This window comes from Raineyella antarctica (assembly GCF_900092135.1).
Taxonomy (GTDB): domain Bacteria; phylum Actinomycetota; class Actinomycetes; order Propionibacteriales; family Propionibacteriaceae; genus Raineyella; species Raineyella antarctica.
The window spans coordinates 510,155-534,563 of sequence record NZ_FMYF01000001.1; the positions used below are offsets into that span (position 1 = coordinate 510,155).

19 protein-coding genes are annotated in these 24,409 nt (G+C 69.8%); 14 read left to right on the forward strand and 5 right to left on the reverse strand.

The window, feature by feature from the left end; genetic code table 11:
* Window positions 1–249 precede the first annotated feature (249 nt).
* From rpsA to GA0111570_RS02285, 3 genes are all read left to right on the forward strand, one after another.
* Window positions 250–1,707: a 30S ribosomal protein S1 gene (gene rpsA, locus GA0111570_RS02275; RefSeq protein WP_092605879.1), complete on the forward strand. Its 1,458-nt coding sequence runs from the start codon at window positions 250–252 to the stop codon at window positions 1,705–1,707.
* Window positions 1,708–1,834: 127 nt separating this feature from the next.
* A complete protein-coding gene (gene uvrB, locus GA0111570_RS02280; RefSeq protein ID WP_092605881.1) occupies window positions 1,835–3,931 on the forward strand; it encodes an excinuclease ABC subunit UvrB in 2,097 nt (698 codons plus the stop codon).
* A 124-nt stretch (window positions 3,932–4,055) separates the two neighbouring features.
* On the forward strand, window positions 4,056–4,631 hold the full coding sequence (locus tag GA0111570_RS02285) for an SAM-dependent methyltransferase (RefSeq protein WP_092605883.1): 576 nt from the start codon (window positions 4,056–4,058) through the stop codon (window positions 4,629–4,631).
* 22 nt (window positions 4,632–4,653) lie between these two features.
* Here the strand turns inward: GA0111570_RS02285 and GA0111570_RS02290 are convergent, their stop codons facing one another.
* Genes GA0111570_RS02290 through GA0111570_RS02300 form a run of 3 tightly spaced genes read right to left on the reverse strand, consistent with a single transcriptional unit; the run spans window position 4,654 to window position 7,098 of the window.
* Entirely contained in the window at window positions 4,654–5,319 is a 666-nt protein-coding gene (locus tag GA0111570_RS02290) for an MBL fold metallo-hydrolase (RefSeq protein WP_092605886.1), read from the reverse strand.
* Between the two features lie 26 nt (window positions 5,320–5,345).
* Entirely contained in the window at window positions 5,346–6,059 is a 714-nt protein-coding gene (locus GA0111570_RS02295; protein ID WP_175557277.1) for a maleylpyruvate isomerase family mycothiol-dependent enzyme, read from the reverse strand.
* A 49-nt stretch (window positions 6,060–6,108) separates the two neighbouring features.
* On the reverse strand, window positions 6,109–7,098 hold the full coding sequence (locus tag GA0111570_RS02300; protein WP_092605890.1) for a LysR family transcriptional regulator: 990 nt from the start codon (window positions 7,096–7,098) through the stop codon (window positions 6,109–6,111).
* A 122-nt stretch (window positions 7,099–7,220) separates the two neighbouring features.
* On the opposite strand from GA0111570_RS02300, the gene uvrA reads away from it, so the two are divergent.
* Window positions 7,221–10,109, forward strand: a complete 2,889-nt coding sequence (gene uvrA, locus GA0111570_RS02305) for an excinuclease ABC subunit UvrA (protein ID WP_092606057.1) — start codon at window positions 7,221–7,223, stop codon at window positions 10,107–10,109.
* On the opposite strand, the gene GA0111570_RS02310 is transcribed toward uvrA, so the two are convergent.
* Window positions 10,090–10,524 carry a QcrA and Rieske domain-containing protein gene (locus GA0111570_RS02310; RefSeq protein WP_092605892.1) on the reverse strand — a complete coding sequence of 145 codons (435 nt, stop codon included), beginning with the start codon at window positions 10,522–10,524 and terminating at the stop codon, window positions 10,090–10,092. The genes uvrA and GA0111570_RS02310 overlap by 20 nt on opposite strands.
* A gap of 345 nt (window positions 10,525–10,869) precedes the next feature.
* Here GA0111570_RS02310 and GA0111570_RS02315 point away from each other — a divergent pair, with 345 nt between their 5' ends.
* The 6 genes from GA0111570_RS02315 (at window position 10,870) to whiA (ending at window position 19,542) form a co-directional block, all read left to right on the forward strand.
* On the forward strand, window positions 10,870–13,419 hold the full coding sequence (locus GA0111570_RS02315; protein WP_092605894.1) for a sodium-translocating pyrophosphatase: 2,550 nt from the start codon (window positions 10,870–10,872) through the stop codon (window positions 13,417–13,419).
* Between the two features lie 5 nt (window positions 13,420–13,424).
* Window positions 13,425–14,516, forward strand: coding sequence for a glycosyltransferase family protein (locus tag GA0111570_RS02320; RefSeq protein WP_217633976.1), 1,092 nt, complete (start codon window positions 13,425–13,427; stop codon window positions 14,514–14,516).
* A 102-nt stretch (window positions 14,517–14,618) separates the two neighbouring features.
* Entirely contained in the window at window positions 14,619–16,619 is a 2,001-nt protein-coding gene (uvrC, locus tag GA0111570_RS02325) for an excinuclease ABC subunit UvrC (RefSeq protein WP_092606061.1), read from the forward strand.
* A gap of 59 nt (window positions 16,620–16,678) precedes the next feature.
* The gene (gene rapZ / locus GA0111570_RS02330) at window positions 16,679–17,548 is read left to right on the forward strand and encodes an RNase adapter RapZ (RefSeq protein ID WP_092605896.1); all 870 of its coding nucleotides are present in this window, start codon (window positions 16,679–16,681) and stop codon (window positions 17,546–17,548) included.
* A 1-nt stretch (window position 17,549) separates the two neighbouring features.
* Window positions 17,550–18,512, forward strand: a complete 963-nt coding sequence (locus GA0111570_RS02335) for a gluconeogenesis factor YvcK family protein (RefSeq protein ID WP_092605898.1) — start codon at window positions 17,550–17,552, stop codon at window positions 18,510–18,512.
* Window positions 18,513–18,558: 46 nt separating this feature from the next.
* On the forward strand, window positions 18,559–19,542 hold the full coding sequence (gene whiA, locus GA0111570_RS02340; protein ID WP_092605900.1) for a DNA-binding protein WhiA: 984 nt from the start codon (window positions 18,559–18,561) through the stop codon (window positions 19,540–19,542).
* Between the two features lie 24 nt (window positions 19,543–19,566).
* Here whiA and GA0111570_RS02345 read toward each other — a convergent pair whose 3' ends face one another.
* Entirely contained in the window at window positions 19,567–20,364 is a 798-nt protein-coding gene (locus tag GA0111570_RS02345) for an HpcH/HpaI aldolase family protein (protein WP_092605901.1), read from the reverse strand.
* A gap of 206 nt (window positions 20,365–20,570) precedes the next feature.
* On the opposite strand from GA0111570_RS02345, the gene gap reads away from it, so the two are divergent.
* From gap to GA0111570_RS02365, 4 genes are all read left to right on the forward strand, one after another.
* A complete protein-coding gene (gene gap / locus GA0111570_RS02350; RefSeq protein WP_092605903.1) occupies window positions 20,571–21,572 on the forward strand; it encodes a type I glyceraldehyde-3-phosphate dehydrogenase in 1,002 nt (333 codons plus the stop codon).
* Window positions 21,573–21,728: 156 nt separating this feature from the next.
* Window positions 21,729–22,925 carry a phosphoglycerate kinase gene (locus GA0111570_RS02355; RefSeq protein WP_092605905.1) on the forward strand — a complete coding sequence of 399 codons (1,197 nt, stop codon included), beginning with the start codon at window positions 21,729–21,731 and terminating at the stop codon, window positions 22,923–22,925.
* Window positions 22,926–22,939: 14 nt separating this feature from the next.
* A complete protein-coding gene (tpiA, locus tag GA0111570_RS02360; protein ID WP_092605907.1) occupies window positions 22,940–23,716 on the forward strand; it encodes a triose-phosphate isomerase in 777 nt (258 codons plus the stop codon).
* Window positions 23,717–23,909: 193 nt separating this feature from the next.
* Window positions 23,910–24,407, forward strand: coding sequence for a Clp protease N-terminal domain-containing protein (locus GA0111570_RS02365; RefSeq protein ID WP_092605908.1), 498 nt, complete (start codon window positions 23,910–23,912; stop codon window positions 24,405–24,407).
* Window positions 24,408–24,409 lie beyond the last annotated feature (2 nt).

Genomic DNA, 24,409 nt, shown 5'->3' on the forward strand with positions numbered 1-24,409 from the left:
CACGGTGGCCCGGGGTGGCGGCGTGCCGTCCGCCGGGCGGCGCCCCCGTTCCGGTTGACCTCGCCGACACGGGGTAGCTACGATGGTGACTGCGTTGTGGCCTGCGCGTCCTCGGACGGAGTAGGGCACGCTCGTGAGCGGCAAATGTGTTGACGTCATTCTGTTCCGGAAACTGAGTTGATCGCTGAGCCGAAGCGAAACAGGGCTGCAGCGCGTCGCATCACATTCCAACCACCGGAGCCCTACTACATGACCTCCTCCCTTGAGGCTGCGCCTCAGGTCGCTGTCGACGACTTTGCTTCTGCAGAAGATTTCGCCCTGGCAGTCGACGGCACTATCAAGTACTTCAACGACGGTGACATCGTCACCGGCACCGTGGTCAAGGTCGACCGTGACGAGGTCCTCCTCGACATCGGTTACAAGACCGAGGGTGTTATCCCTTCCAAGGAACTCTCCATCAAGCACGACGTGGACCCCTTCGAGGTCGTCCAGGTCGGTGACGAGGTCGAGGCCCTCGTCCAGCAGAAGGAGGACAAGGAAGGTCGCCTGATCCTGTCCAAGAAGCGCGCACAGTACGAGCGCGCCTGGGGCACGATCGAGAAGATCAAGGAAGAGGACGGCGTGGTCACCGGCCGCGTCATCGAGGTCGTCAAGGGTGGTCTGATCGTCGACATCGGCCTGCGCGGCTTCCTGCCCGCGTCGCTGGTCGAGATGCGCCGTGTCCGTGACCTCCAGCCGTACGTCGGCCAGGAGCTCGAGGCCAAGATCATCGAGCTGGACAAGAACCGCAACAACGTGGTCCTGTCCCGCCGTGCGTGGCTCGAGCAGACCCAGTCCGAGGTCCGCCACAACTTCCTCAACCAGCTGCAGAAGGGCCAGATCCGCAAGGGTGTCGTGTCCTCCATCGTCAACTTCGGTGCGTTCGTCGACCTGGGTGGCGTGGACGGCCTCGTGCACGTCTCCGAGCTGTCCTGGAAGCACATCGACCACCCGTCCGAGGTCGTCGAGGTCGGTCACGAGGTCACCGTCGAGGTCCTGGACGTCGACATGGACCGCGAGCGCGTCTCCCTGTCGCTGAAGGCGACCCAGGAGGACCCGTGGCAGGCGTTCGCCCGTCTGCACCAGATCGGCCAGATCGTCCCGGGCAAGGTCACCAAGCTCGTTCCCTTCGGTGCGTTCGTGCGCGTCGAGGAGGGCATCGAGGGCCTGGTGCACGTGTCCGAGCTGGCCGAGCGCCACGTCGACATCCCGGAGCAGGTCGTCCAGGTCAACGACAAGGTCATGGTCAAGATCATCGACATCGACCTGGAGCGTCGTCGCATCTCCCTCTCGCTGAAGCAGGCGAACGAGAGCATCGACATCCACGCCGAGGACTTCGACCCGACCCTCTACGGCATGGCCGCCACGTACGACGCCCAGGGGAACTACATCTACCCCGAGGGCTTCGACCCGGAGACCAACGACTGGAAGCCCGGCTTCGACGAGCAGCGCGCGGCCTGGGAGAACCAGTACGCCGAGGCCCAGCGTCGTTGGGAGCTGCACAAGCAGCAGGTCGTCGACGCCGAGAAGGCCGAGGCCACTGCGGCCGTCGACACCGGCGCGACCTACTCCAGCGCCGTCCCGGAGGCCGACGAGGCCGTCGAGGGCTCGCTGGCGTCCGACGAGGCCCTGCAGGCCCTGCGTGACAAGCTGACCGGCGGTCACTGATCGCTGACGGCTGACCCGTCGAGCAGTCGGTGCCCCCGCTCCCTCGTGGAGCGGGGGCACCTTGCGTTCCGGGAGGGCCGGGATCCGGGCCCTTCGGAGTGTCGGAGGGTGCGACTACGCTCGAAGCATGCGCCCGGTCACCGAGATCACCCGTCGAGTCGCCCCGTTCCACGTGGTCAGCGACTTCGAGCCCGCCGGTGACCAGCCCCGCGCCATCGACGAGCTGCAGCGCCGGATCGAGGCGGGGGAGAAGGACATCGTCCTGCTGGGCGCGACGGGGACCGGCAAGACGGCGACCGTCGCCTGGCTGGCCGAGCGCCTGCAACGGCCGATGCTCGTGATGCAGCCGAACAAGACCCTGGCCGCCCAGTTCGCCTCCGAGCTGCGCAACTTCTTCCCCGACAACGCGATCGAGTACTTCGTCTCCTACTACGACTACTACCAGCCGGAGGCGTACGTCCCGCAGTCGGACACCTACATCGAGAAGGACTCCTCGCTCAACGAGGAGGTCGAACGCCTCCGGCACTCGGCGACCAACTCCCTGCTGACCAGGCGTGACGTGATCGTGGTGGCGACGGTGTCGGCGATCTACGGCCTGGGCACCCCCCAGGAGTACGTCGACCGGATGCTGACCCTGACCGTGGGGGAGGAGTACGAGCGCGACGACCTGATGCGCAGGCTGGTCGAGATGCAGTACGCCCGCAACGACATGGCCGGCACCCGCGGCACCTTCCGGGTACGGGGCGACACCGTGGAGATCTTCCCGATGTACGAGGAGTACGCGGTGCACGCCGAGTTCTTCGGCGACGAGCTGGAGTCGTTGTCCACCCTGCACCCGGTGACCGGCGAGGTGCTGACCGAGGACGAGCAGATGTACGTCTTCCCGGCCACCCACTACGTCGCCGGCCCGGAGCGGATGAACCGCGCGCTGAAGGGCATCGAGCTCGAGCTGGAGGACCGGCTGGTCGAGTTGCACGACCAGGGCAAGCTGGTGGAGGAGCAGCGGCTGCGCCAGCGCACCGGCTACGACATGGAGATGATGCGCCAGATCGGTACCTGTTCGGGGATCGAGAACTACTCTCGGCACATCGACGGCCGGGGCCCCGGCACCGCTCCGAACTGCCTGCTCGACTACTTCCCCGAGGACTTCGTGCTGGTCGTCGACGAGTCGCACGTGACCGTCCCGCAGATCGGCGCGATGTTCGAGGGCGACATGTCCCGCAAGCGGACCCTGGTCGACTTCGGCTTCCGGCTGCCCAGTGCGATGGACAACCGGCCGCTGAAGTTCGACGAGTTCGTCGAGCGGATCGGGCAGACCGTCTACCTCTCGGCCACGCCGGGCACGTACGAGATGACCCGGGCGAACGGCACGGTCGAGCAGATCATCCGCCCGACCGGGCTGATCGACCCGGAGGTCATCGTCAAGCCGACCAAGGGTCAGATCGACGACCTGATCGGCGAGATCCGGGAGCGTACGGCGAAGGGGGAGCGGATCCTGGTCACCACGCTCACCAAGAAGATGTCCGAGGACCTGACCGACTACCTGCTGGAGAACCAGATCCGCACCCGCTACCTGCACTCGGAGATCGACACGCTCAAGCGGGTGGAGCTCCTGCGCGACCTGCGGTTGGGGACCTACGACGTGCTGGTCGGCATCAACCTGCTGCGCGAGGGCCTGGACCTGCCGGAGGTCTCGCTGGTGGCGATCCTCGACGCCGACAAGGAGGGCTTCCTGCGCTCGGAGCGGTCCCTGATCCAGACCATCGGACGTGCCGCCCGCAATGTGGACGGCCAGGTGCACATGTACGCGGACCGGATCACCCCTTCGATGCAGCTGGCGATCGACGAGACCAACCGGCGCCGGGCGGTGCAGACCGCCTACAACACCGCCCATGGGATCGACCCGCAGCCCCTGCGCAAGCGGATCTCCGACATCACCGAGATGCTCGCCCGCGAGGACGCCGACACCGATGAGCTGCTCGCCCGCTCCACCGGCCGCGGACAGCACCCGCGCAACGGGCCGACCTCCCCGGCGATCGAGTCCGGCCGGAGCCGGGACCTGACCTCGGTGCCGAAGGCCGAGCTGGCGCAGCTGGTCCAGGACATGACCGACCAGATGCACGAGGCCGCTGCGGCCCTGCAGTTCGAGGTGGCGGCCAGGATCCGCGACGAGATCGCCGAGCTCAAGAAGGAACTGCGCCAGATGGTCGAGGCCACCAAATAGGCGTACGGCGCCACGGTCCGTGGCGTACGGGACCGACGTCTACCGGGGCGACCCACACCTGGCCCACGCATACCGGCCCGGGTATCGGGCGCTAGGCTGGGCCCAGTCGACAGAAGGACGAACGATGCCAGCTGATGCCGCGAACTGGGACCGCCGGTACGCCGAGGCCACCCGGGTGTGGCGGGCCGAGCCGCACGAGGAGGTCGTCGCCGCCGTCGCGGGCCTGACCCCGGGACGCGCGCTCGACGTCGCCTCCGGCGAGGGACGTCACGCCATCTGGCTGGCCGAGAACGGCTGGCAGGTCACGGCGATTGACTTCTCGGCCGTCGGCCTGGACAAGGGACGCGACGAGGCGGCCCGCCGTGGCCTCGACATCGAGTGGGTCGTCGACGACGTCACGACCTGGACCCCCGAGCAGCGCTACGACCTGGTCCTGGTCGCCTTCCTGCACATCGGGACCGAGGTCTACGACCGGCTGCGGGGCTACCTCGCGCCCGGCGGCCACCTGCTGGTGGTCGGACATGCCCGGCGCAACGTCACCGAGGGGGTCGGCGGCCCCCAGGACCCCGCCATGCTCGACAGCCCCGAGACCCTGCGGCTCGCCGCCGGCGACCTGCAGGTGCTGCGCCTGGAGGAGGTCCTGCGACCCACGCCGGCGGGCAACGCGATCGACATCGTCCTGGACGCGCGCCGGGACTGACACTGTCGATCCCGCCGGGGGATCACCAGCCGCGTCGGCGCCATTCCTCCAGGTGCGGGCGCTCGGCTCCGACCGTGGTGCTGTCGCCGTGCCCGGGGTGGATGACCGTGGAGTCCGGGAACCGGTCGAACACCTTCGCGACCGCGTCGCCGTACAGGGAGTCGAAGGCCTCGGGGGAGTTCGTCTTCCCCAGTCCCCCGGGGAAGATGGCATCGCCGGTGAGGAGGTGGGCCGGGCCCCCCTCCTGCTGGATCACCAGCGTGATCGATCCCGGGGTGTGGCCGACCAGGCCGATGACGCCGAGCCCGATCCCGTCGCAGCGCACGACGTCACCGTCCCACACCCCGCGCTGCCGGGTCCCCGTACGTTCCTCGATCGTGGCCCGGTCCGGCTCGCCGCAGACCAGCGACGCCCCGGTGCGCCCGGCCATCTCGGCGAGCACCCGGATGTGGTCGGGATGCTGGTGGGTGGTGACGATGAGGCCGACCGTACGATCGCCGGCCAGTTCGCTGAGCCGATCGGCGTCCGCGGCACAGTCGACCAGGACGATCGGTCCGGACGGGCCGGCGATGAGGTAGGCGTTGTTGTCGGTCGGCCCGACCGATGCCTTGGTCAGCATCAGCTCCCCGACGGGCACCCTCACCTCGGGGCCGCCCGGCTCCACGTGGTACTTCTCGACAGGACTCATGCTGGTTCCTCTCGCTCGGATAGGGGTCACCAGGAGGGGACGGTGACGTCGTCCGCTCCGGAGACGGCCTCGGGTCCCAGTCGTCCGGCCAGCCAGCCGAGCAGGCCGGCCGCCGAGCCGGTCACCTCGACCGGATCACCGGGGACCGGGACGGTCCACGTACGTCCCTCGTCGGCGACCAGCCGCAGGGCCGGGGCCTCGGGCTTGCGGGCGATGGCGGTGACGGCCCAGTCCAGCGCGTACCCGGCCACCTCCGGGTCCAGGTCCTCGAGGCGGTAGCCGATCGCCAGGTCGACGTGGTGCAGCACGACCTCGGCGAGCCGCCCGAACGGCAGCAGGGCCAGCGGTAGCTCGGTGCCCCTGAAGTCCACCGGGACCGACCAGTCCTTCACCTTGTCGAAGCTGGCGTCGAGTTCGCCGCAGGCGGTGTCCAGGTCCTCCTGGATCGCCAGCCCGGAGCGTCCGGCCCCGGCCCGGATGCCCTCCTCGCGCGCCTCGGGCGTGGGGTAGAGCGGGACGGATTCGCCGCGCAGGGCGCCGTCCACGACACCGCGCAGGGCATCGGCGTGCCGGGCGATGTGGGCCGCGAGCTCGGCCCGCGTCCAGCCCGGCAACCCGCTCGGGCCGGCCCAGTCCTCGTCACTGACCTGGATGGTCGCGCCGAGCAGCGCGTGCGTGGAGGTCTGGAGCGCCGCGAGCGCCCCGTTCAGGGCATCGGGTCCGGGGGTTTTCGTCGTCACGCCTCCCACCGTAACCCACCCCCCGGCGTCCCGACAGGGGACGCACGCACTAGCCGACCGGTCCGGGGGCGGCGTGGCGACGGGCATGGGCCAGGGCGATCCCGACCAGCTCGCCTGCCACCCCAGAGGGCCGGCCGCCCTTGGGCCAGACCACCTGCAGCGGCCGGGACAGGCCCGGCCCGGCGGTCGGGACCGCCGAGACCCGGGCCGCCCGGATCGCCTGGGCGGCGTCCAGGCTGTTCAGCACCCCGGGCGAGGCGCCCGCGGCGACCGCCGCCAGCACCCCGGCAGCGGTGGGCCGTTCCGCCCGAGGCGGCACCGGGTCGTACGGTGCGAGCGCGTGGTCGAGCGCCCGGCGGACCGAGGAGTCGAGGGCCGGCAGGACCAGGGGGGTGCGGGCCAACTCGGCCGGGGTCACCGGCACCTCGCGGCGTGCCCAGGGGTGGTGCGGGGCCACCAGCACCACCAGTCCCTCCGAACCGAAGGTCACCACCTCCAGGCCAGCGGCGCGGACCGGCTCCTCCGAGAAGCCCAGCGCGGACTCCCCGCGGGCGACCCTGCGGGCCACCTCCTGGCTGGGGGCGACGGCCAGGTCCACCTCCACGTCCGCCGGGTCCAGGGAGGCACTGCCGTGCTCGGCGCCGGCCCGGTACCACTGCGGTGCCCGGGCCCTGGCGGTGCTGCGCAGCTCGGCGACCCACATCGGGACCAGGTGCTCGGCGATCGTGGGCGTCGCGGCGACCGCGACCCGGGCCGCCCGCTCCCGGCGCAGCAGTGCCACCCCGTCCAGGAGGGTCTGGGCCTGTCCGAGGACGGCGCGGGCCCAGGTGACGACCAGCTCGCCCTCCGGGGTCAGGGTCGACCCCTGCGGCGTACGCTCCAGCAGCACCACCCGCAGCTCCCGCTCGAGCTGGCGCAACGTCCGCGAGGCGTTGGGCTGGGCGATGTCGAGCGAGCGGGCCGCGGCCCCCACGCTGCCCTGCTCCGCCACGGCCACCAGCAGCTCGAGGGCGCCCGGGGCGGGCCAGCGGTGGCTCATCCCCTCAGGATACGGACCTGTCAGGGGGGTGTGCGTACGATGTGGCGGTGAGCCCCCAGAAGCCGACCGATACCAGCAACGAGGCCATCGGACGTGTCCTCGGCCCCGACACCGGCACTGCGCTGGAACGGGTCGGGCACGACCGGATCATCGTCCGGGGAGCCCGGCAGCACAACCTTCGCAACGTCTCGGTGAGCCTGCCCCGCGACGCGATGATCGTCTTCACCGGCCTGTCCGGGTCGGGCAAGTCGAGCCTGGCCTTCGACACCATCTTCGCCGAGGGCCAGCGCCGCTATGTCGAGTCGTTGTCCTCGTACGCCCGGATGTTCCTGGGGCAGATGGACAAGCCGGACGTCGACTTCATCGAGGGGCTGTCCCCGGCGGTCTCGATCGACCAGAAGTCGACCAGCCGCAACCCGCGCTCCACCGTCGGCACGATCACCGAGGTGTACGACTACATGCGCCTACTCTGGGCGCGTGCCGGCCATCCGCACTGCCCGATCTGCGGCGAGCCGATCAGCCGCCAGACCCCCCAGCAGATCGTCGACCGGCTGCTCGAACTGGAGGAGGGCACCCGGCTGCAGGTGCTCGCCCCGGTCGTCCGCGGCCGCAAGGGGGAGTACGTCGACCTGTTCCAGGAGCTGGCCGGCCAGGGCTACGCGCGGGTCCGGGTCGACGGGGAACAGCACCAGCTGAGTGCGCCGCCGAAGCTGTCCAAGCAGAAGAAGCACGACATCGACGTCATCGTCGACCGGGTGGTGGTCAAGGCCAGTGCGAAGCGGCGGCTGACCGACTCGATCGAGACCGCCCTCGGCCTCACCCAGGGCATCGTCGCGGTCGACTTCGTCGACCTGCCGGCCGGTGACCGGGACCGCGAGGTCCGGTTCTCGGAGAACCTGGCCTGCCCCAACGGCCACGACGTGAACATCGAGGAGCTCGAGCCCCGCCAGTTCTCGTTCAACTCCCCGTGGGGGGCCTGCCCCGAGTGTGACGGGATCGGCACCCGGATGGAGGTCGATCCCGACCTGGTCATCCCCGACGACACCAAGTCGATCGCCGAGGGGGCGATCGGCCCGTGGGCCGGCTCGCACACCAGCGAGTACTTCATGCGGGTCCTGGAGGGCCTGGCCAAGGAGGAGGGTTTCAGCCTCGACACCCCCTGGGCCGACCTCGGCCCCGAGGTGCAGGGACTGGTCCTCGGCGGCCACGGCGCCCCGGTCTACGTGTCCTACCGCAACCGCTTCGGGCGGGAGCGCAAGTACACCACCGCGTACGAGGGCGTGGTGCACTGGATCACCCGCCGCCACGACGACGCCGAGACCGACACCACCCGGGAGCGGTTCGCCGGCTACATGCGCGAGGTGCCCTGCACCGCCTGCCACGGCAGCCGGCTCAAGCCCAGCTCGCTGGCGGTCACGGTCGGCGGGAAGTCGATCGCCGAGGTGGCCGACCTCCCGGTCGCCGACGCGGCGGCCTTCCTCCGCGGCCTGGTGCTCAGCGAGCGCGAGTCGCAGATCGCTGAGCGGGTGGTCAAGGAGATCGGGGTGCGGCTGCAGTTCCTGGTCGACGTCGGCCTGGACTACCTCAGCCTGTCCCGCTCGGCCGGTACGCTGTCCGGCGGCGAGGCGCAGCGGATCCGGCTGGCGACCCAGATCGGCGCCGGTCTGGTCGGGGTGCTGTACGTGCTGGACGAGCCGAGCATCGGCCTGCACCAGCGCGACAACGCCCGGCTGATCGGCACCCTGGAGCGCCTGCGCGACCTCGGCAACACCTTGATCGTCGTCGAGCACGACGAGGACACCATCCGCGCCGCCGACTGGATCGTCGACGTCGGCCCGGGGGCGGGGGAGCACGGTGGCGACATCGTCGTGTCCGGGCCGTACGAGGAGCTGCTGGCCAACCACCAGTCGATCACCGGCGCCTACCTGTCGGGGCGCCGCTCGATCCCCGTGCCCTCGGTCCGTCGACCGCGCACCCCGGGCCGGGAGATCGTCGTCCGCGAGGCGTACGAGAACAACCTGCAGCGCGTCACCGTGACGTTCCCCCTCGGCGTGATGACCGCGGTGACCGGCGTCTCGGGGTCCGGCAAGTCCACCCTGGTCAACCAGATCCTCTACCGCGCCCTGGCCAAGCAGCTGTACGCCGCGAAGGCCGTCCCCGGCAAGCACCGCTCGGTGGTCGGGATCGACCGGATCGACAAGGTGATCCACGTCGACCAGTCGGCCATCGGTCGTACGCCGCGCTCCAATCCGGCGACGTACACCGGCCTGTTCGACCAGATCCGCAAGCTGTTCGCCGAGACCCCCGAGGCCAAGATGCGCGGCTACGGGCCGGGCCGGTTCTCGTTCAACGTCAAGGGCGGCCGCTGCGAGGAGTGCCACGGCGACGGCACCCTGAAGATCGAGATGAACTTCCTGCCCGACGTGTACGTGCCGTGCGAGGTCTGCCACGGGGCGCGGTACAACCGCGAGACGCTCGAGGTGCACTACAAGAACAAGACGATCGCCGAGGTCCTCGACATGCCGATCGAGGAGGCGCTGGAGTTCTTCGAGCCGATCAAGCGGATCTCCCGGCACCTGCAGACGCTGGTGGACGTGGGCCTGGGGTACGTACGCCTCGGCCAGCCGGCCACCACGCTGTCCGGCGGGGAGGCCCAGCGGGTGAAGCTGGCCGCCGAGCTGCAGCGACGCTCCACCGGCCGCACCGTCTACGTGCTGGACGAGCCGACCACGGGCCTGCACTTCGAGGACATCCGCAAGTTGCTCGGCGTGCTGGGCCGGCTGGTCGACCAGGGCAACACGGTGATCGTGATCGAGCACAACCTCGACGTGATCAAGACGGCCGACTGGATCATCGACATGGGACCCGAGGGTGGCCGTCGCGGCGGTTCGCTGGTGGTCGAGGGCACTCCCGAGGAAGTGGCGGCCTGCGAGGAGTCGTGGACCGGGCGCTACCTGAAGACGGTCCTGGAGAGCCCGGCCCCGGCAGGGATCAGCCCTTCAGCGCCGTGACGACCAGTTCCTCGCCGCTGTCCTGGACGTGCGCCCGCTCCAGCCCGGTCGGCGCCGGTCCCTCGATGCGCGACCCGTCGGCGACCGAGAAGTAGGAGTTGTGGCACAGGCAGTGGATCTTGTTGTCGGCGGTGATCTGGCGGACCGGGCAGCCCTGGTGCGGGCAGATGTCGGAGAACGCCTCGAAGGTCCCGGCCACCGGCTGGGTCACCACGTAGCCCTGGTCGGGGTAGATCACGCCGGAGCCGACCGGGATCTCGCTCTTCTTCACGCGCAGCTGCCGGTTGTTCCTGGTCCGGGGACGGGCCCCGCCGCCGTACATGTCCGTTCCGCAGCCCGACAGGAGCCCGGCGGCGCCAGCAGCGACGACGCCACCTCCGGCGAGCTTGAAAACGGTGCGGCGCTGAGCTTGCATCCAGGTCCTCCTGAGGGGGTGGCCCGCGTACGGCCGGCACCTCTGCTCGGCGGTCACGGGCGATCGACGCCCCAAGGTTAACCGTCGCCCCGAAACCGCGGGCCGACCGCGCCGTACGGCGGCATTGGTGTGAATATCCTCACAAGAGATCTTGCTCACCCCTCCCGGTGCCGCTGTCTACTACGTGACGTCATAGACTTCTACCTGACGTCCCGTCGAAGTCCCGAGCAAGGAAGCCAGGATCCCGTGATGACGGATTCGAATCGCTATCACCCCTCCCGGGCGCAGGCCCGTACCCCTTTGCATGCGCCCCGTAGAAGTCCCCGCGTCGCGCTCGTCGCGACCATGGTCGGACTGGTGACGCTCCTCGCCGGGTGCGGTGCCGCGGGCTCCGGCACCGCCGGTGCGGGGCACCAGGTCGGCGGCGAGGCGAACCTCGCCCTGCCCGACCTGTCCCAGGTCGACTTCCTCGGTGGCATGAACGGCCGGATGTTGCTGGCGGTCGGACTGGTCGTCTGCCTGTTCGGACTGCTGTTCGGCGTGGTGACCTACTCGCAGCTGCGCAAGCTGCCGGTGCACCGCTCCATGCACGAGGTCTCCGAGCTGATCTACTCCACCTGCAAGACCTACCTGGAGACGCAGGGCCGGTTCCTGCTGATCCTGTGGCTGATCATCGGTGCGGTCATCTTCGCCTACTACAAGTTCCTGGTCGGCTTCGGCTGGGGACGGGTGAGCATCGTCCTGCTGTTCAGCCTGATCGGCATGGCCGGCTCGTACGGCGTGGCCTGGTACGGCATCCGGGTGAACACCTTCGCGAACTCGCGGACGGCCTTCGCCTCGCTGGAGGGCAAGCCGCTGCCGGTGCACTCGATCCCGATGCGGTCGGGCATGTCGGTCGGCATGGTGCTGATCTCGGTCGAGCTGTTCATGATGCTCGTCATCCTGCTGTTCCTGCCCGGTGAGGTCGCCGGGTCGTGCTTCATCGGCTTCGCGATCGGCGAGTCCCTGGGCGCCTCGGTGCTCCGGATCGCCGGCGGCATCTTCACCAAGATCGCCGACATCGGCTCGGACCTGATGAAGATCGTCTTCAAGATCAAGGAGGACGACGCCCGCAACCCCGGTGTGATCGCCGACTGCACCGGTGACAACGCCGGCGACTCGGTCGGCCCGTCGGCCGACGGCTTCGAGACGTACGGTGTCACCGGCGTCGCGCTGGTCACCTTCATCCTGCTCGGCGTGCCCAACGTGACCACCCAGGTGACCCTGCTGGTGTGGATCTTCGTCATCCGCGCCGTCCTGGTGATCGCCTCGGCCCTGTCGTACTTCATCAACGTGGCCATCACCCGGGCGCGCTTCCGCGATGCCGAACGGATGGACTTCGAGATCCCGCTGTCCAACCTGGTCTGGATCACCTCGCTGATGTGCATCGCGCTGACCTTCCTGACCAGCTATGCCCTGATCTCCGACATGGGCGCAGGCGTCTGGTGGAAGCTCGCCTCGATCGTCTCCTGCGGCACCCTGGCCGGTGCCCTGATCCCGGAGCTGGTGAAGGTCTTCACCTCGACCAAGAGCCGCCACGTCCAGGAGGTCGTCAAGTCCTCGCGCCAGGGCGGCCCGTCGCTGAACATCCTGTCCGGCCTGGTCGCCGGCAACTTCTCCGGCTACTGGCTCGGCATCGCCATCGTCGGCCTGATGGCCGTGGCGTACGGCATCTCCACCACCGGGCTCGCCGCCATGATGCTCGCCCCCGCCGTGTTCTCGTTCGGCCTGGTGGCCTTCGGCTTCCTCGGCATGGGGCCGGTGACCATCGCCGTCGACTCGTACGGTCCGGTCACCGACAACGCACAGTCCGTGTACGAGCTGTCGACCATCGAGGAGATCGAGGGCATCGACGAGGAGATCGAGCGCGACTTCGGCTTCCGTCCCGACTGGGAGACCGCCAAGCAGATGCTGGAGGAGAACGACGGCGCCGGCAACACCTTCAAGGCGACCGCCAAGCCCGTCCTGATCGGCACCGCCGTGGTCGGCGCCACCACGATGATCTTCTCGATCATCATGGGCCTGACCCAGGGCATGACCACCGGCATCGAGAACCTCTCCCTGCTGCACCCGCCGTTCCTGCTCGGCCTGATCACCGGCGGCGCCATCATCTACTGGTTCACCGGCGGCACCATCCAGGCCGTCACGGCCGGCGCCTACCGTGCGGTCGAGTTCATCAAGGAGAACATCAAGCTCGACGACACGGTCACCCGCGCCAGCGAGGCCGACTCGAAGAAGGTCGTGGAGATCTGCACCCAGTACGCCCAGAAGGGCATGCTGAACCTCTTCCTCGGGGTCTTCTTCGCCACCCTTTCCTTCGCGTTCGTGGAGCCGTACTTCTTCATCGGCTACCTGGTCTCGATCGCGATCTTCGGCCTCTACCAGGCGATCTTCATGGCCAACGCCGGCGGCGCCTGGGACAACGCGAAGAAGATCGTGGAGACCGACCTGCACGCCAAGGGCACGGCCCTGCACGAGGCGACCATCGTCGGTGACACCGTCGGTGACCCGTACAAGGACACCTCGTCCGTGGCGCTCAACCCGGTGATCAAGTTCACCACCCTGTTCGGCCTGCTCGCGGTCGAGCTCGCCGTCGCCCTGACCGCCCGCGGTCTCGGCGTCCTGGTCGCCGTGCTCGCGGTGGTGTTCTTCCTGGCCTCGGCGTTCTTCGTGTACCGGTCCTTCTACAGCATGCGGATCAACTCCCGCCTGGAGGACACCGGAGCCGACGACGAGTTCGAGGACGAGATCGAGCAGGCCATCGGCGGGCCCGTCCCGCTGGCGGCCGGGACGGCCGTACCGCGGCATGCCGAGTCCGTCGAGCGTCCGCTCGGCACAGTTCCCCAGGGGAGGTGAGCACGGTGTCCGTCCCGCCCAAGGCACCCGCCGATGCGGTGAAGCGCGTCGCGGTGAAGTATGGCTCGCTGAGCCACGAGCAACTGGTCGACGCCGATGGGGACGTGAGCAGCAGGGGAGCCGGTCCCACCCTGGTCCGGCGGCTCCTCCGGCTCTTCCCCCGGCCGATCCTGGTCGGGCCCGAGCAGCGCCGCTGCAACGGCTTCGACGAGATGCCACTGGAGTTCATCGACGGTGCCAGCACCGTGGTCATCAACATGGATGTCCTCGACTCACCGCTCGTCTGGGGAGTACTGAAGGAGCACACCCCCACGCCGCACGTGATGAACTTCTTCTGGCGCAACGTGTCGGAGTACCCCGAGCAGGTCCAGCAGGCCTCCCTCGGCCTGGCGTTCGGCCTGTTCCCGACCTTCGCCAACTCGGAGCGGACCGCGGGGGAGGTGCGCTGCATCCTCGATCGCTGGACCGTCCCGGCCCTGCGCAAGGAGGCGGTCCTCGGCTGGGAGAACCTCGGTATCCGGCTGGAGCACGCCCGGCCGCACCAGGCCTCCAAGATCCCGATCGTGCTCTACCCGGCCGTCAGCCTGTCCAAGCGCAAGCGCCCCGACCTGTTCCTGCGGGTCGTGTCCGCCGTGGCGGCCCGTACGCCGATCACGCTGGAGATGCGCCTGCTGGAGAAGGACCTGGTCACCGAGCGGGCGATGAGGATCTCCCGTGAGAAGTGGACCTGGGTCGGCCCGACGACGAGCCGCGACGAGTACTGGGAGCGACTGGCGTACACCACGGCCTTCCTGGCCACCGCCGCCGACGAGTCGTACGGCATGGAGTACCTGGAGGCACTGCTGGCCGGGGCGGTCGGGGTGTTCCCCAACCTGCCGTGGGCCAGGGCGCTGCTGCCGGAGGGGTACCCGTTCTTCTACGACACCGAGGAGCAGGCCGAGCAGCTGCTGTACCAGGCGGTGACCGATCCGGAGGGCTGCCGTCGCCAGGCGGCCGCAGCGGCCGGCGACATCAAGGACTGGATCGCCGCACGCCACAGCGACGACAGCTTCGAGCGGGCCGTCGCCCGGTACACCAGGGACTGGTTCGGCGCCTGAGCGCAGTGCGCTGACCACCCGACTGCGGGCCCCTCCTCCGGGAGGGGCCCGCTCGTCGTCCGGGGGCCGGGCGGTGAGGGGCGCCGACCTATGCTGGTCGCCATGGCAGATCCGTCCACGTACCGTCCCGCCCCCGGGTCGATCCCGCTCGATCCCGGGGTCTACCGGTTCAGCGACGAGCACGGCCGGGTCATCTACGTGGGCAAGGCGAAGTCCCTGCGCCAGCGCCTGAACTCCTACTTCGCCGACCTCGCCGGGCTGCATCCGCGCACCCAGACGATGGTGCGGACGGCCGCACGGGTCGACTGGACGGTGGTCCGCAACGAGGTCGAGGCGCTCGGCCTGGAGTACACCTGGATCAAGGAGTTCGAGCCCCGGTTCAACGTCATGTACCGGGACGACAAGTCCTACCCGTGGCTGGCGGTGACCTGGTCGGAGGAGTACCCCCGGGTCTTCGTGGGGCGCGGGAACAAGCGCCGCGGCTGGCGCTACTTCGGCCCGTACGGCCACGCCTGGGCGATCCGCGACACCGTCGACACGCTGCTACGGGTGTTCCCGATGCGCTCGTGCAGCGCCGGGACCTTCAAGAACGCCCGGGCGGCAGGCCGGCCCTGCCTGCTCGGCTACATCGGCAAGTGCTCCGCCCCCTGCGTGGACCGGGTGAGCGCCGAGGAGCACCGGGCGATCGCCGACGACTTCTGCCAGTTCATGGCCGGCCGCTCGACCGGTCTGGTGCGACGGCTGGAGCGCGAGATGTCGACCGCCTCGGCCAACCTGGAGTTCGAGCGGGCCGGGGTGCTGCGCGACGACATCGCCGCGCTCAACCTGGCGATGGAGAAGAACGCCGTGGTCCTCGGCGACGGGACCGACGCCGACGTGATCGCGATGGCCGCCGAGCCGCTCGAGGTCTCGGTGATGGTCTTCCACGTCCGGGGCGGCCGGATCCGTGGCCGGCGCGGCTGGGTTGCCGACCGGACCGCGGACCAGGGCGACGACGAGCTGGTCGGCACCTTCCTGACCCAGTTGTACGGGGCGGCCGGCGAGCTGGAGGTCGCCGACGGCGAGGTGAACGGGGAGCGGATGCCGATCCCCAAGGAGGTCCTCGTCCCGGTCCTGCCCGAGGACGCCGACGTCTACCGTGATTGGCTGTGCGAGCGGCGCGGTGCCCGGGTCGACCTGCGGGTCCCGCAGCGCGGCGACAAGCGCACCCTGATGGACACCGTCACGCGCAACGCCGAGGAGGCGCTGGCCCGCCACAAGACCAGGCGCTCCGGCGACCTGACCGCCCGCACCCAGGCACTGGAGGACATCCAGCGGGCCCTCGACCTGCCCGAGCCGCCGCTGCGGATCGAGTGCTACGACATCTCCAACCTGCAGGGCACCAACGTCGTCGCCTCCATGGTCGTGTTCGAGGACGGCCTGTCGCGCCGCTCGGAGTACCGGCGCTTCACGATCAAGGACGTCGAGGGCCAGAACGACGTGGCGTCGATGTACGAGGTGATCACCCGCCGCTTCACCCGAATGCTCGCCGAGCAGGAGGTGCTCAGGAGCGCCCATGCCGGCGACGACGGCGCCCCGGGCCTGGTCGACCCGGCGACCGGCCGGCCGCTGAAGTTCGCGTACGCGCCGGCCCTGGTGGTCGTCGACGGCGGCCCGCCCCAGGTGGAGGCGGCCCGGCGGGCCCTCGCCGACCTGGGCATCACCGGCATCGGCCTGTGCGGGCTGGCCAAGCGCCTGGAGGAGGTGTGGCTGCCGGAGGAGGACCACCCGGTGATCCTGCCGCGCACCTCCGAGGGGCTCTACCTGATGCAGCGGGTCCGTGACGAGGCGCACCGGTTCGCGATCACCCACCACCGGACCCGGCGGAGCCACTCGATGCTCGAGTCCGTGCTGGACGACGTCGCCGGCCTCGGCCCGGCGCGCCGGGCCACGCTGATGAAGGAGTTCGGCTCGGTCAGCAAGCTGCGCGAGGCCACCGAGGAGCAGGTCAGGGCCCTGCCGGGCTTCGGGCCGACGACCGCCCGGGCCGTGCTGGAGGCGGTCGGCTCGGCCCCGACCCGCGAGGTCCTCAACACGGCCACCGGCGAGATCACCGAGGCCTGAGGGCCCTCCCGTATGGCGGAGCCGCCTCGGGATGTCCCCGGGTGGACCATAATGGGGGCGTGGCAGCCCAGGAACAGCGCGTAGTCGTCATCACCGGCCTGACCGGCGCCGGGCGGTCCACCGCCGCCGATGCCCTGGAGGACGCCGGCTGGTACGTGGTCGACAACCTGCCGCCCCGGCTGCTGCCGGACCTGGTCCGGCTCCTCGGTGGCGCCGGCATCTACCGGCTGGCGATCGTGCTCGATGTCCGTGGCCGGGTCCTGTTCCGAGACCTGCTGCCGGCCCTGGAGGAGCTGCGGTCCAGCGAGATCCAGGTCGAGCCGGAGGTGCTCTTCCTGGAGGCGTCCGACGAGATCATCATCCGCCGCCAGGAGTCGGCCCGCCGCCCCCACCCGTTGCAGGCGGGCGGACGCCTGCTGGACGGCGTCCGCGCCGAGCGGGAGCAGATGAGCGCCCTGCGCTCGGTGGCCGACCAGGTGATCGACACCACCAACCTGAACGTCCACCAGCTGCGGGACCGGGTCGGGCACGCCTACGGCGGGCCGGAGCGCAGGTTCCGCGCCAGCATCGTCTCCTTCGGGTTCAAGCACGGCGTCCCGATCGACGCCGACCTGGTCCTGGACGTACGTTTCCTGCCCAACCCCCACTGGATCCCCGAACTGCGCCCGATGACCGGGATGGACCAGCCCGTGCGCGACTACGTCCTGGGCCAGGACGGCGCCGTGGACTACCTGGACCGGGTCGAGTCGTTGCTGACCGAGGTGGTCATCCCGGGCTACACCAAGGAGGGCAAGTGGCTGATGACGATCGCCATCGGCTGCACCGGCGGCCGGCACCGGTCGACGTCGATGGCGATCGACCTGGGCCGCCGGCTCGAGGAGCACGGCGTACCGACCTCGATCGTGCACCGCGACGCGGAGCTGGTCTGACATGCTGGCAGCCGACCTGACCTTCGGCCGCCGTCCTGCCGTCACAGCGCTGGGTGGGGGACACGGCCTGTACGCGAACCTGTCGGCGCTGCGCCGGATCACCGACAGGCTCACCGCCGTCGTCACCGTCGCCGACGACGGCGGCTCCTCCGGGCGGCTGCGCCAGGAGTTCGACATCCTGCCGCCGGGGGACCTGCGGATGGCCCTGGCCGCCCTGTGCGGCGACGACTCGCAGGGCCGGCTGTGGGCCGACATCCTGCAGTCCCGCTTCGCCGGGGACGGCCCGCTCGGTGGCCACGCGATCGGCAACCTGCTGATCGCCGGCCTGTGGCAGAAGGTCGACGCCGTGACCGGGCTCGACATGGTGGCCTCCCTGCTCGGCAGCCGTGGTCGCGTCCTGCCGATGTCGTCGGTGCCCTTGGAGATCGTCGCGGACGTGATCGGGGACGACCCGCTCCACCCGGACGAGACCAGCGTGCTGTGCGGGCAGTACCAGGTCGCGACCACGACCGCGGAGGTGTCGGCGATCCGGCTGATCCCGACCGACCCGCCGGCGGCGCCCGAGGCCCTGCAGGCGGTGCACGAGGCGGACTGGGTGATCCTGGGCCCGGGCTCGTGGTTCACCTCGGTGATCCCGCACCTGTTGGTGCCCGACCTGGCCCGTGCCCTGGTGCAGACCCGGGCCAAGCGGATCCTGACGATGAACCTGCGGCCGGCCGGGGAGACCTCCGGCTTCACCCCCTCCCGGCACCTGGAGGCACTGGCGGACCACGCCCCGACGCTGCGCCTGGACGTGGTCCTGGCCGATCCACGCTTCGTCGCCGACGACCGCGAGCACCTGGAGGGGTTCGCCGCCTCGCTGGGCGCCGAGCTGGTGGTCGCGGACATGGCGATGCGCGACGGTACGGCGCGCCACGACCCGCTCCGGCTGGCCGCCGCCTACTCCGAGGTGATGGGTCTCTGACTCTCGCCGTTCCGATCGGTGCGCCCGGGTGTGGGAGCATGGGGCAATGGCGATGACCCCACAGGTGAAGGCAGAACTGTCGACGGTATCGGTCACGAAGACCTCGGCACGTATCGCGGAGATGGCCGCGACCCTGCGGTTCGCCGGCGGTCTGCACCTGGCCGGGGGACGCATCGTCATCGAGGCCGACCTCGACACCGGCGGGGCCGCCCGCAGGCTCCGGACGGCGATCAGCGAGGTCTTCGGCTACTCCTCCGACCTGGTCGTGGTGAACGGTTCCGGGCTGCGCCGAGCGACCCGCTACGTGGTCCGGATGACCAGCAACGGGGAGGACCTCGCCCGCCGTACGGGCCTGATCGACCACCACGGCCGCCCGGTGCGGGGCCTGCCGCCGCAGATCGTCGGTGGCGACCTCGATGCCGCGGTGGCTGCGTGGCGCGGCGCGTTCCTCGCCCACGGCTCGCTGACCGAGCCGGGCCGGTCGATGGCCCTGGAGGTCACCTGTCCCGGACCCGAGTCGGCCCTCGCCCTGGTCGGCTCGGCGCGCCGCCTCGGGATCGGGGCGAAGGCCCGCGTGGTCCGTGACATCGACCGGGTCGCCATCCGCGACGGCGACGCCATCGCCGCGATGCTGACCCGGCTGGGCGCCCACGACTCGGTGATGGTCTGGGAGGAGCGCCGGATGCGCCGCGAGGTGCGGGCCTCCGCCAACCGGCTGGCGAACTTCGACGACGCCAACCTGCGCCGCTCGGCGCAGGCCGCGGTGGCCGCGAGCGTACGGGTCGAGCGTGCCCTGGAGATCCTCGGCGACGAGGTGCCCGACCACCTGGTGCGGGCCGGGGAGCTGCGGATGCAGAACAAGCAGGCCAGTCTGGAGGAGCTCGGTCGGATGCACGAGCCGCCGCTGACCAAGGACGCCATCGCCGGCCGGATCCGCCGGCTGCTCAACATGGCCGACAAGCGGGCCGCCGAGCTGGGCATCCCGGACACCGAGGCCAGCGTGTTCCAGGACCGCCCGGGCCGGGCCTGAGCCCGGGCCCGGGACGGCGGGGCGTCAGTAGGCCTTGGGTTCCCCGGTGCGGTCGGGGGCCTTGTCGCCCAGGATGTGCGCGACCTGCTCGCGACCGCCGGTCAGCAGCAGCCCGGAGTCACTGCTCGGGTTCACCAGGTCGGCACCCTCCGCAGCCCAGTACCTGGCCTCGTCGGCGTCGGCGCAGTAGATCGCCATCTTCAGCCCGTGGGCGTGGGAGCGCTCCAGGATCGTGTGCACCATGTCGACGATCTGCTGCGGCATCGTCCCGCCGGCCTTCAGCCCCATGCTGAGGGCGAGGTCGTTCGGACCGACGAAGACCCCGTAGAGCCCGGGGGTCGACATGATGTCCTCCATGTTGTCGTAGCCCTCCTTCGACTCGATCTGGGGCCAGACCTGGATCACCTTGTCGGCGTCCTGGTAGTAGGTCGCGCCGGCGTAGAGCGTGCCGCGGGTGGGGCCCAGGGAGCGGGTCCCGGCCGGCGGGTAGAAGCAGGCCCGGGAGACGATCTCGGCCTGCTCGCGGGTGGCCACGTCGGGGATGATCATCCCGTACGCCCCGGCGTCCAGCAGCCAGCCGATCTCGCGCGGGTCCTGGCTGGGGGAGCGGACGAACGGGGAGGCCTGCCCCGCGGACACGGCCTGCAGCATCGCCATGATCGCGTCCCGGCCGAACATGCCGTGCTGGGCGTCGATGGTCACCGCGTCGAAGCCGGCGTACGAGAGGATCTCGGCCACGTACGTGGACTCCATTGTGACCCAGGCGTTCACCGCCGTCCGGCCAGAGGTGATGGCGTCGTCGACGCGGTTCGTACGGAGCATCTTCGGTCCTTTCGCAGCGCTGCAGGGGGGCGCCGGGGACCTGGGGACGGTACCGGACGAAGGCACCCCCGAACATCCTAACGTGCCTCGAATTCAGGACCCCGCCTCCAAGTTCGTCAGGGAGGCTTTATAGGCTTGCGTTGTCCGCAAGGGCGGAAGCGGTGGATCCCGCAGCCGCCCAGTCGTCTTTCAAGGAGACACAGCACATGACCGTCAAGGTTGGCATCAACGGTTTTGGCCGCATCGGCCGCAACTTCTACCGTGCCCTGATCGCTTCCGGCGCTGATGTCGAGGTCGTGGGCGTCAACGACCTGACCGACAACAAGACCCTCGCTCACCTGCTCAAGTACGACTCGATCCTCGGCCGCTTCGAGGGTGAGGTCACGTACGACGAGGAGTCCATCACCGCCAACGGCCACAAGATCATGGCCTACGCCGAGAAGGACCCGGCCCAGCTCCCGTGGGGCCAGATCGGTGCCGACATCGTGATCGAGTCCACCGGCCGCTTCACCGACGCGACCAAGGCCGACGCGCACCTCAAGGCCGGCGCCAAGAAGGTCATCATCTCCGCCCCGGCGAAGAACGAGGACAAGACCATCGTCATCGGCGTGAACGAGGGCGAGTACGACCCGGAGAAGCACAACATCATCTCCAACGCCTCGTGCACCACCAACTGCCTGGCCCCGATCGCCAAGGTGCTGAACGACGAGTTCGGCATCATCAAGGGCCTGATGACCACCATCCACGCGTACACGGCCGACCAGAACCTGCAGGACGGCCCGCACAGCGACCTGCGTCGCGCCCGCGCCGCCGCCCTCAACATCGTCCCGACCAAGACCGGTGCGGCCCAGGCCGTGGCCCTGGTCCTGCCGGAGCTCAAGGGCAAGTTCGACGGCTACGCCCTGCGCGTGCCGACCCCGACCGGTTCGGTCGTCGACCTGACCTTCGAGGCCTCCCGCGAGACCACCGTCGCCGAGGTGAACGCCGCCGTCAAGAAGGCTGCCGAGGCCACCCCGGACGTCATCAAGTACACCGAGGACCCGATCGTCTCCAAGGACATCGAGACCGACCCGCACTCGACCATCTTCGACTCGGGCCTGACCAAGGTGATCGGCAACCAGGTCAAGATCGTCACCTGGTACGACAACGAGTGGGGCTACTCCAACCGCCTCGTCGACCTGGCCGTCCTGGTCGGTTCCAAGCTCTGACCTGATCCACCGGTCGACTGTGCACACCGCGACGGGGTTGGCCGCTGGCCAGCCCCGTCGTTCGCACCCGGCCGACGTACGTTGAGCGGTCCCTCCCGCCCGGGTCGGGGCCCCATGGCACCAACCGCAGCAGTCATCCCCTCAGGAAGGTACGAAGTGAAGTCAATCGAAGATCTGGGTGATCTCCAGGGCAAGCGAGTCGTCATCCGCTGCGACCTGAACGTCCCGCTGGACGGTGAGACCATCACCGACGACGGCCGTATCCGCGCATCCCTGCCGACCCTGAACGCCCTGCGCGACGCCGGCGCCAAGGTCGTCGTGCTGGCTCACCTCGGCCGCCCCAAGGGCCAGGTGAACCCGAAGTACTCCCTGGCCCCCGCGGCCAAGCGGATGTCCGAGCTGCTGGGTGTCGAGGTCAAGCTGGCCGAGGACGTCGTCGGCCCCTCGGCCGAGGCCCTGGTCGCCGGCATGTCCGACGGTGACGTCGTGATGCTGGAGAACGTGCGCTACGAGCCGGGCGAGGAGTCCAAGGTCGAGGCCGAGCGCCAGGCGCTGGCCGACAAGTACGCCGCCTTCGGTGATGTCTTCGTGTCCGACGGCTTCGGTGTCGTGCACCGCAAGCAGGCGTCCGTGTACGACCTGGCCAAGAAGCTGCCGAACGCGGCCGGCAAGCTCGTGTACAACGAGATGCAGGTCATGAAGCAGCTGACCGAGGACCCGGCCCGCCCGTACGTGGTGGTCCTGGGCGGCTCGAAGGTCGCCGACAAGCTCGGTGTGATCGACAACCTGCTCCAGCTCGCCGACGTCCTCGTCGTCGGTGGCGGCATGGCGTACACCTTCCTCAAGGCCCAGGGCTACGAGGTCGGCAGCTCGCTGCTCGACGCGGAGAACATCGAGACCTGCAAGAAGTACGTGGAGCAGGCCGAGGCCGCCGGCAAGAAGATCCTGGTGCCGGTCGACACGGTCGTCTCGCCCTCCTTCCCCTCTGGTGACGGCCCGTTCGAGAAGACCGTGGTCGACTCCGACAAGATCCCGTCCGACCAGATGGGCCTCGACATCGGCCCGAAGACCGCCGCGCTGTACGCGGAGGCCATCAAGGGTGCGAAGACGGTTTTCTGGAACGGCCCGATGGGCGTGTTCGAGGTCGCCGACTTCGCCGACGGCACCCGTGCCATCGCCGATGCGCTGACCCAGGTCGACGGCCTGTCCGTCGTCGGTGGCGGAGACTCCGCCTCCGCCGTACGCAACCTGGGCTTCTCCGACGACCAGTTCGGCCACATCTCCACCGGTGGTGGCGCCTCCCTTGAGTACCTCGAGGGCAAGGTCCTCCCCGGCATCGACGTCCTCGGCTGAGAAGGGATCACCTCATGACTCGCAAGCCCCTGATGGCCGGCAACTGGAAGATGAACCTGGACCACTTCGAGGCCACCAGCCTGGTCCAGAAGCTCGCCTGGGCGCTGGCCGACGCCGACTACGACTCCGAGAAGTCGGAGTGCGTCGTGCTGACCCCCTTCACCGACATCCGTTCGGTGCAGACCCTGATCGAGTCGGACAAGCTGCCGCTGGGCTTCGGCGCCCAGGACGTCTCCGCCCACGACTCCGGTGCGTACACCGGTGAGGTCTCCGCCACCATGCTGCAGAAGCTCAACTGCAGCTACGTGACGGTCGGCCACTCCGAGCGCCGCGAGTACCACGCCGAGACCGACGAGATCGTGAACGCCAAGTCGCGCAAGGTGATCGAGGCCGGGATGACCCCGATCGTCTGCGTCGGTGAGGGCCTCGACATCCGCAAGGAGGGGCGCCAGGTCGAGTACACGGTCGCCCAGGTCGAGGGTGCCTTCGCCGGCTGGAGCGCCGAGGAGGTCGCCCAGGTCGTCGTGGCGTACGAGCCGGTGTGGGCCATCGGCACGGGCGAGGTCGCCACCCCCGAGGATGCCCAGGAGGTCTGCGCGGCGATCCGTGCCAGCCTCGGCTCCTCGTTCGGCGCCGATGTCGCCGACACCGTCCGCGTGCTGTACGGCGGCTCGGTGAAGGCCTCCAACGTCAAGGAGATCATGGCGCAGCCGGACGTCGATGGTGCCCTGGTCGGAGGCGCGAGCCTCAAGGCCGAGGACTTCACCCCGATCGTCACGTTCTACGCCTGACCCTTGGGCCTGCCGGTCGGCAGGCCTCCTTGCAGGAATCCGTCCCGGGGGCGGGTACCCGTCCGCCGGGTGCCCGCCCCCGGGCGTTCCCGGTCCGCCCGGTGGCCGTCCCCGGCGTTCCTGGCCCGCCGGCATGGCTGAATGTCCGCACGAGGGGCGTTCGCATGTGGCGCCCCGGAGCCCGAGGAGGACGATGTTCGACACGTTCACGGAGGAGGCCTTCCGGATGGTGGTGGTGTCCACGGCGGTCGCGGCGGACACGGGCTGGCCGGACACCGTGCCGGGTCACCTGCTGGTGACGCTCGCGGAGGAGGCGCCGGGGGTGCGCGCCGCGCTGCGTGCCGCGGGCGCGGTCCCGGATTACCTGGCCGCCGGCCGACGGACCGACCTGGTCGGCGCCGCCCGCCGGATCGACGGCAAGCAGCGACGGCGCCGCGAGGCCCGCGCGCTGCCGTCCCCACTCATGCCCGTGGCCTTCGATCCGGCGATGAGCGCGACCATCCAGATGGCGGTGCGTGAGGCGCTCAGGCTCGGCGACCGCTCCATCGCCTCCCGCCACCTGATGCTCGCCCTGCTGCGGGTCGCTGCTGACGAGCGAGCCGTGCTGGTCCGCGCCGGCACGGACCTGGACCGGCTGCGGGCGGCCCTGGCGGAGCCATGGGGTGCCGAACCGCGGCGTTCGGACGCCTAGGA

Excerpts from the sequence above, each read along its gene's own strand:
- GA0111570_RS02285 (WP_092605883.1), top strand. The coding sequence starts at position 4,056 with ATGCCAGCTGATGCCGCGAACTGGGACCGCCGGTACGCCGAGGCCACC.
- tpiA (WP_092605907.1), top strand. The coding sequence starts at position 22,940 with ATGACTCGCAAGCCCCTGATGGCCGGCAACTGGAAGATGAACCTGGAC.
- GA0111570_RS02310 (WP_092605892.1), bottom strand. The coding sequence starts at position 10,524 with ATGCAAGCTCAGCGCCGCACCGTTTTCAAGCTCGCCGGAGGTGGCGTC.
- whiA (WP_092605900.1), top strand. The coding sequence starts at position 18,559 with ATGGCGATGACCCCACAGGTGAAGGCAGAACTGTCGACGGTATCGGTC.
- GA0111570_RS02345 (WP_092605901.1), bottom strand. The coding sequence starts at position 20,364 with ATGCTCCGTACGAACCGCGTCGACGACGCCATCACCTCTGGCCGGACG.
- uvrB (WP_092605881.1), top strand. The coding sequence starts at position 1,835 with ATGCGCCCGGTCACCGAGATCACCCGTCGAGTCGCCCCGTTCCACGTG.
- GA0111570_RS02315 (WP_092605894.1), top strand. The coding sequence starts at position 10,870 with ATGGTCGGACTGGTGACGCTCCTCGCCGGGTGCGGTGCCGCGGGCTCC.
- gap (WP_092605903.1), top strand. The coding sequence starts at position 20,571 with ATGACCGTCAAGGTTGGCATCAACGGTTTTGGCCGCATCGGCCGCAAC.
- GA0111570_RS02300 (WP_092605890.1), bottom strand. The coding sequence starts at position 7,098 with ATGAGCCACCGCTGGCCCGCCCCGGGCGCCCTCGAGCTGCTGGTGGCC.
- uvrC (WP_092606061.1), top strand. The coding sequence starts at position 14,619 with ATGGCAGATCCGTCCACGTACCGTCCCGCCCCCGGGTCGATCCCGCTC.
- GA0111570_RS02290 (WP_092605886.1), bottom strand. The coding sequence starts at position 5,319 with ATGAGTCCTGTCGAGAAGTACCACGTGGAGCCGGGCGGCCCCGAGGTG.
- GA0111570_RS02365 (WP_092605908.1), top strand. The coding sequence starts at position 23,910 with ATGTTCGACACGTTCACGGAGGAGGCCTTCCGGATGGTGGTGGTGTCC.
- rpsA (WP_092605879.1), top strand. The coding sequence starts at position 250 with ATGACCTCCTCCCTTGAGGCTGCGCCTCAGGTCGCTGTCGACGACTTT.
- GA0111570_RS02335 (WP_092605898.1), top strand. The coding sequence starts at position 17,550 with ATGCTGGCAGCCGACCTGACCTTCGGCCGCCGTCCTGCCGTCACAGCG.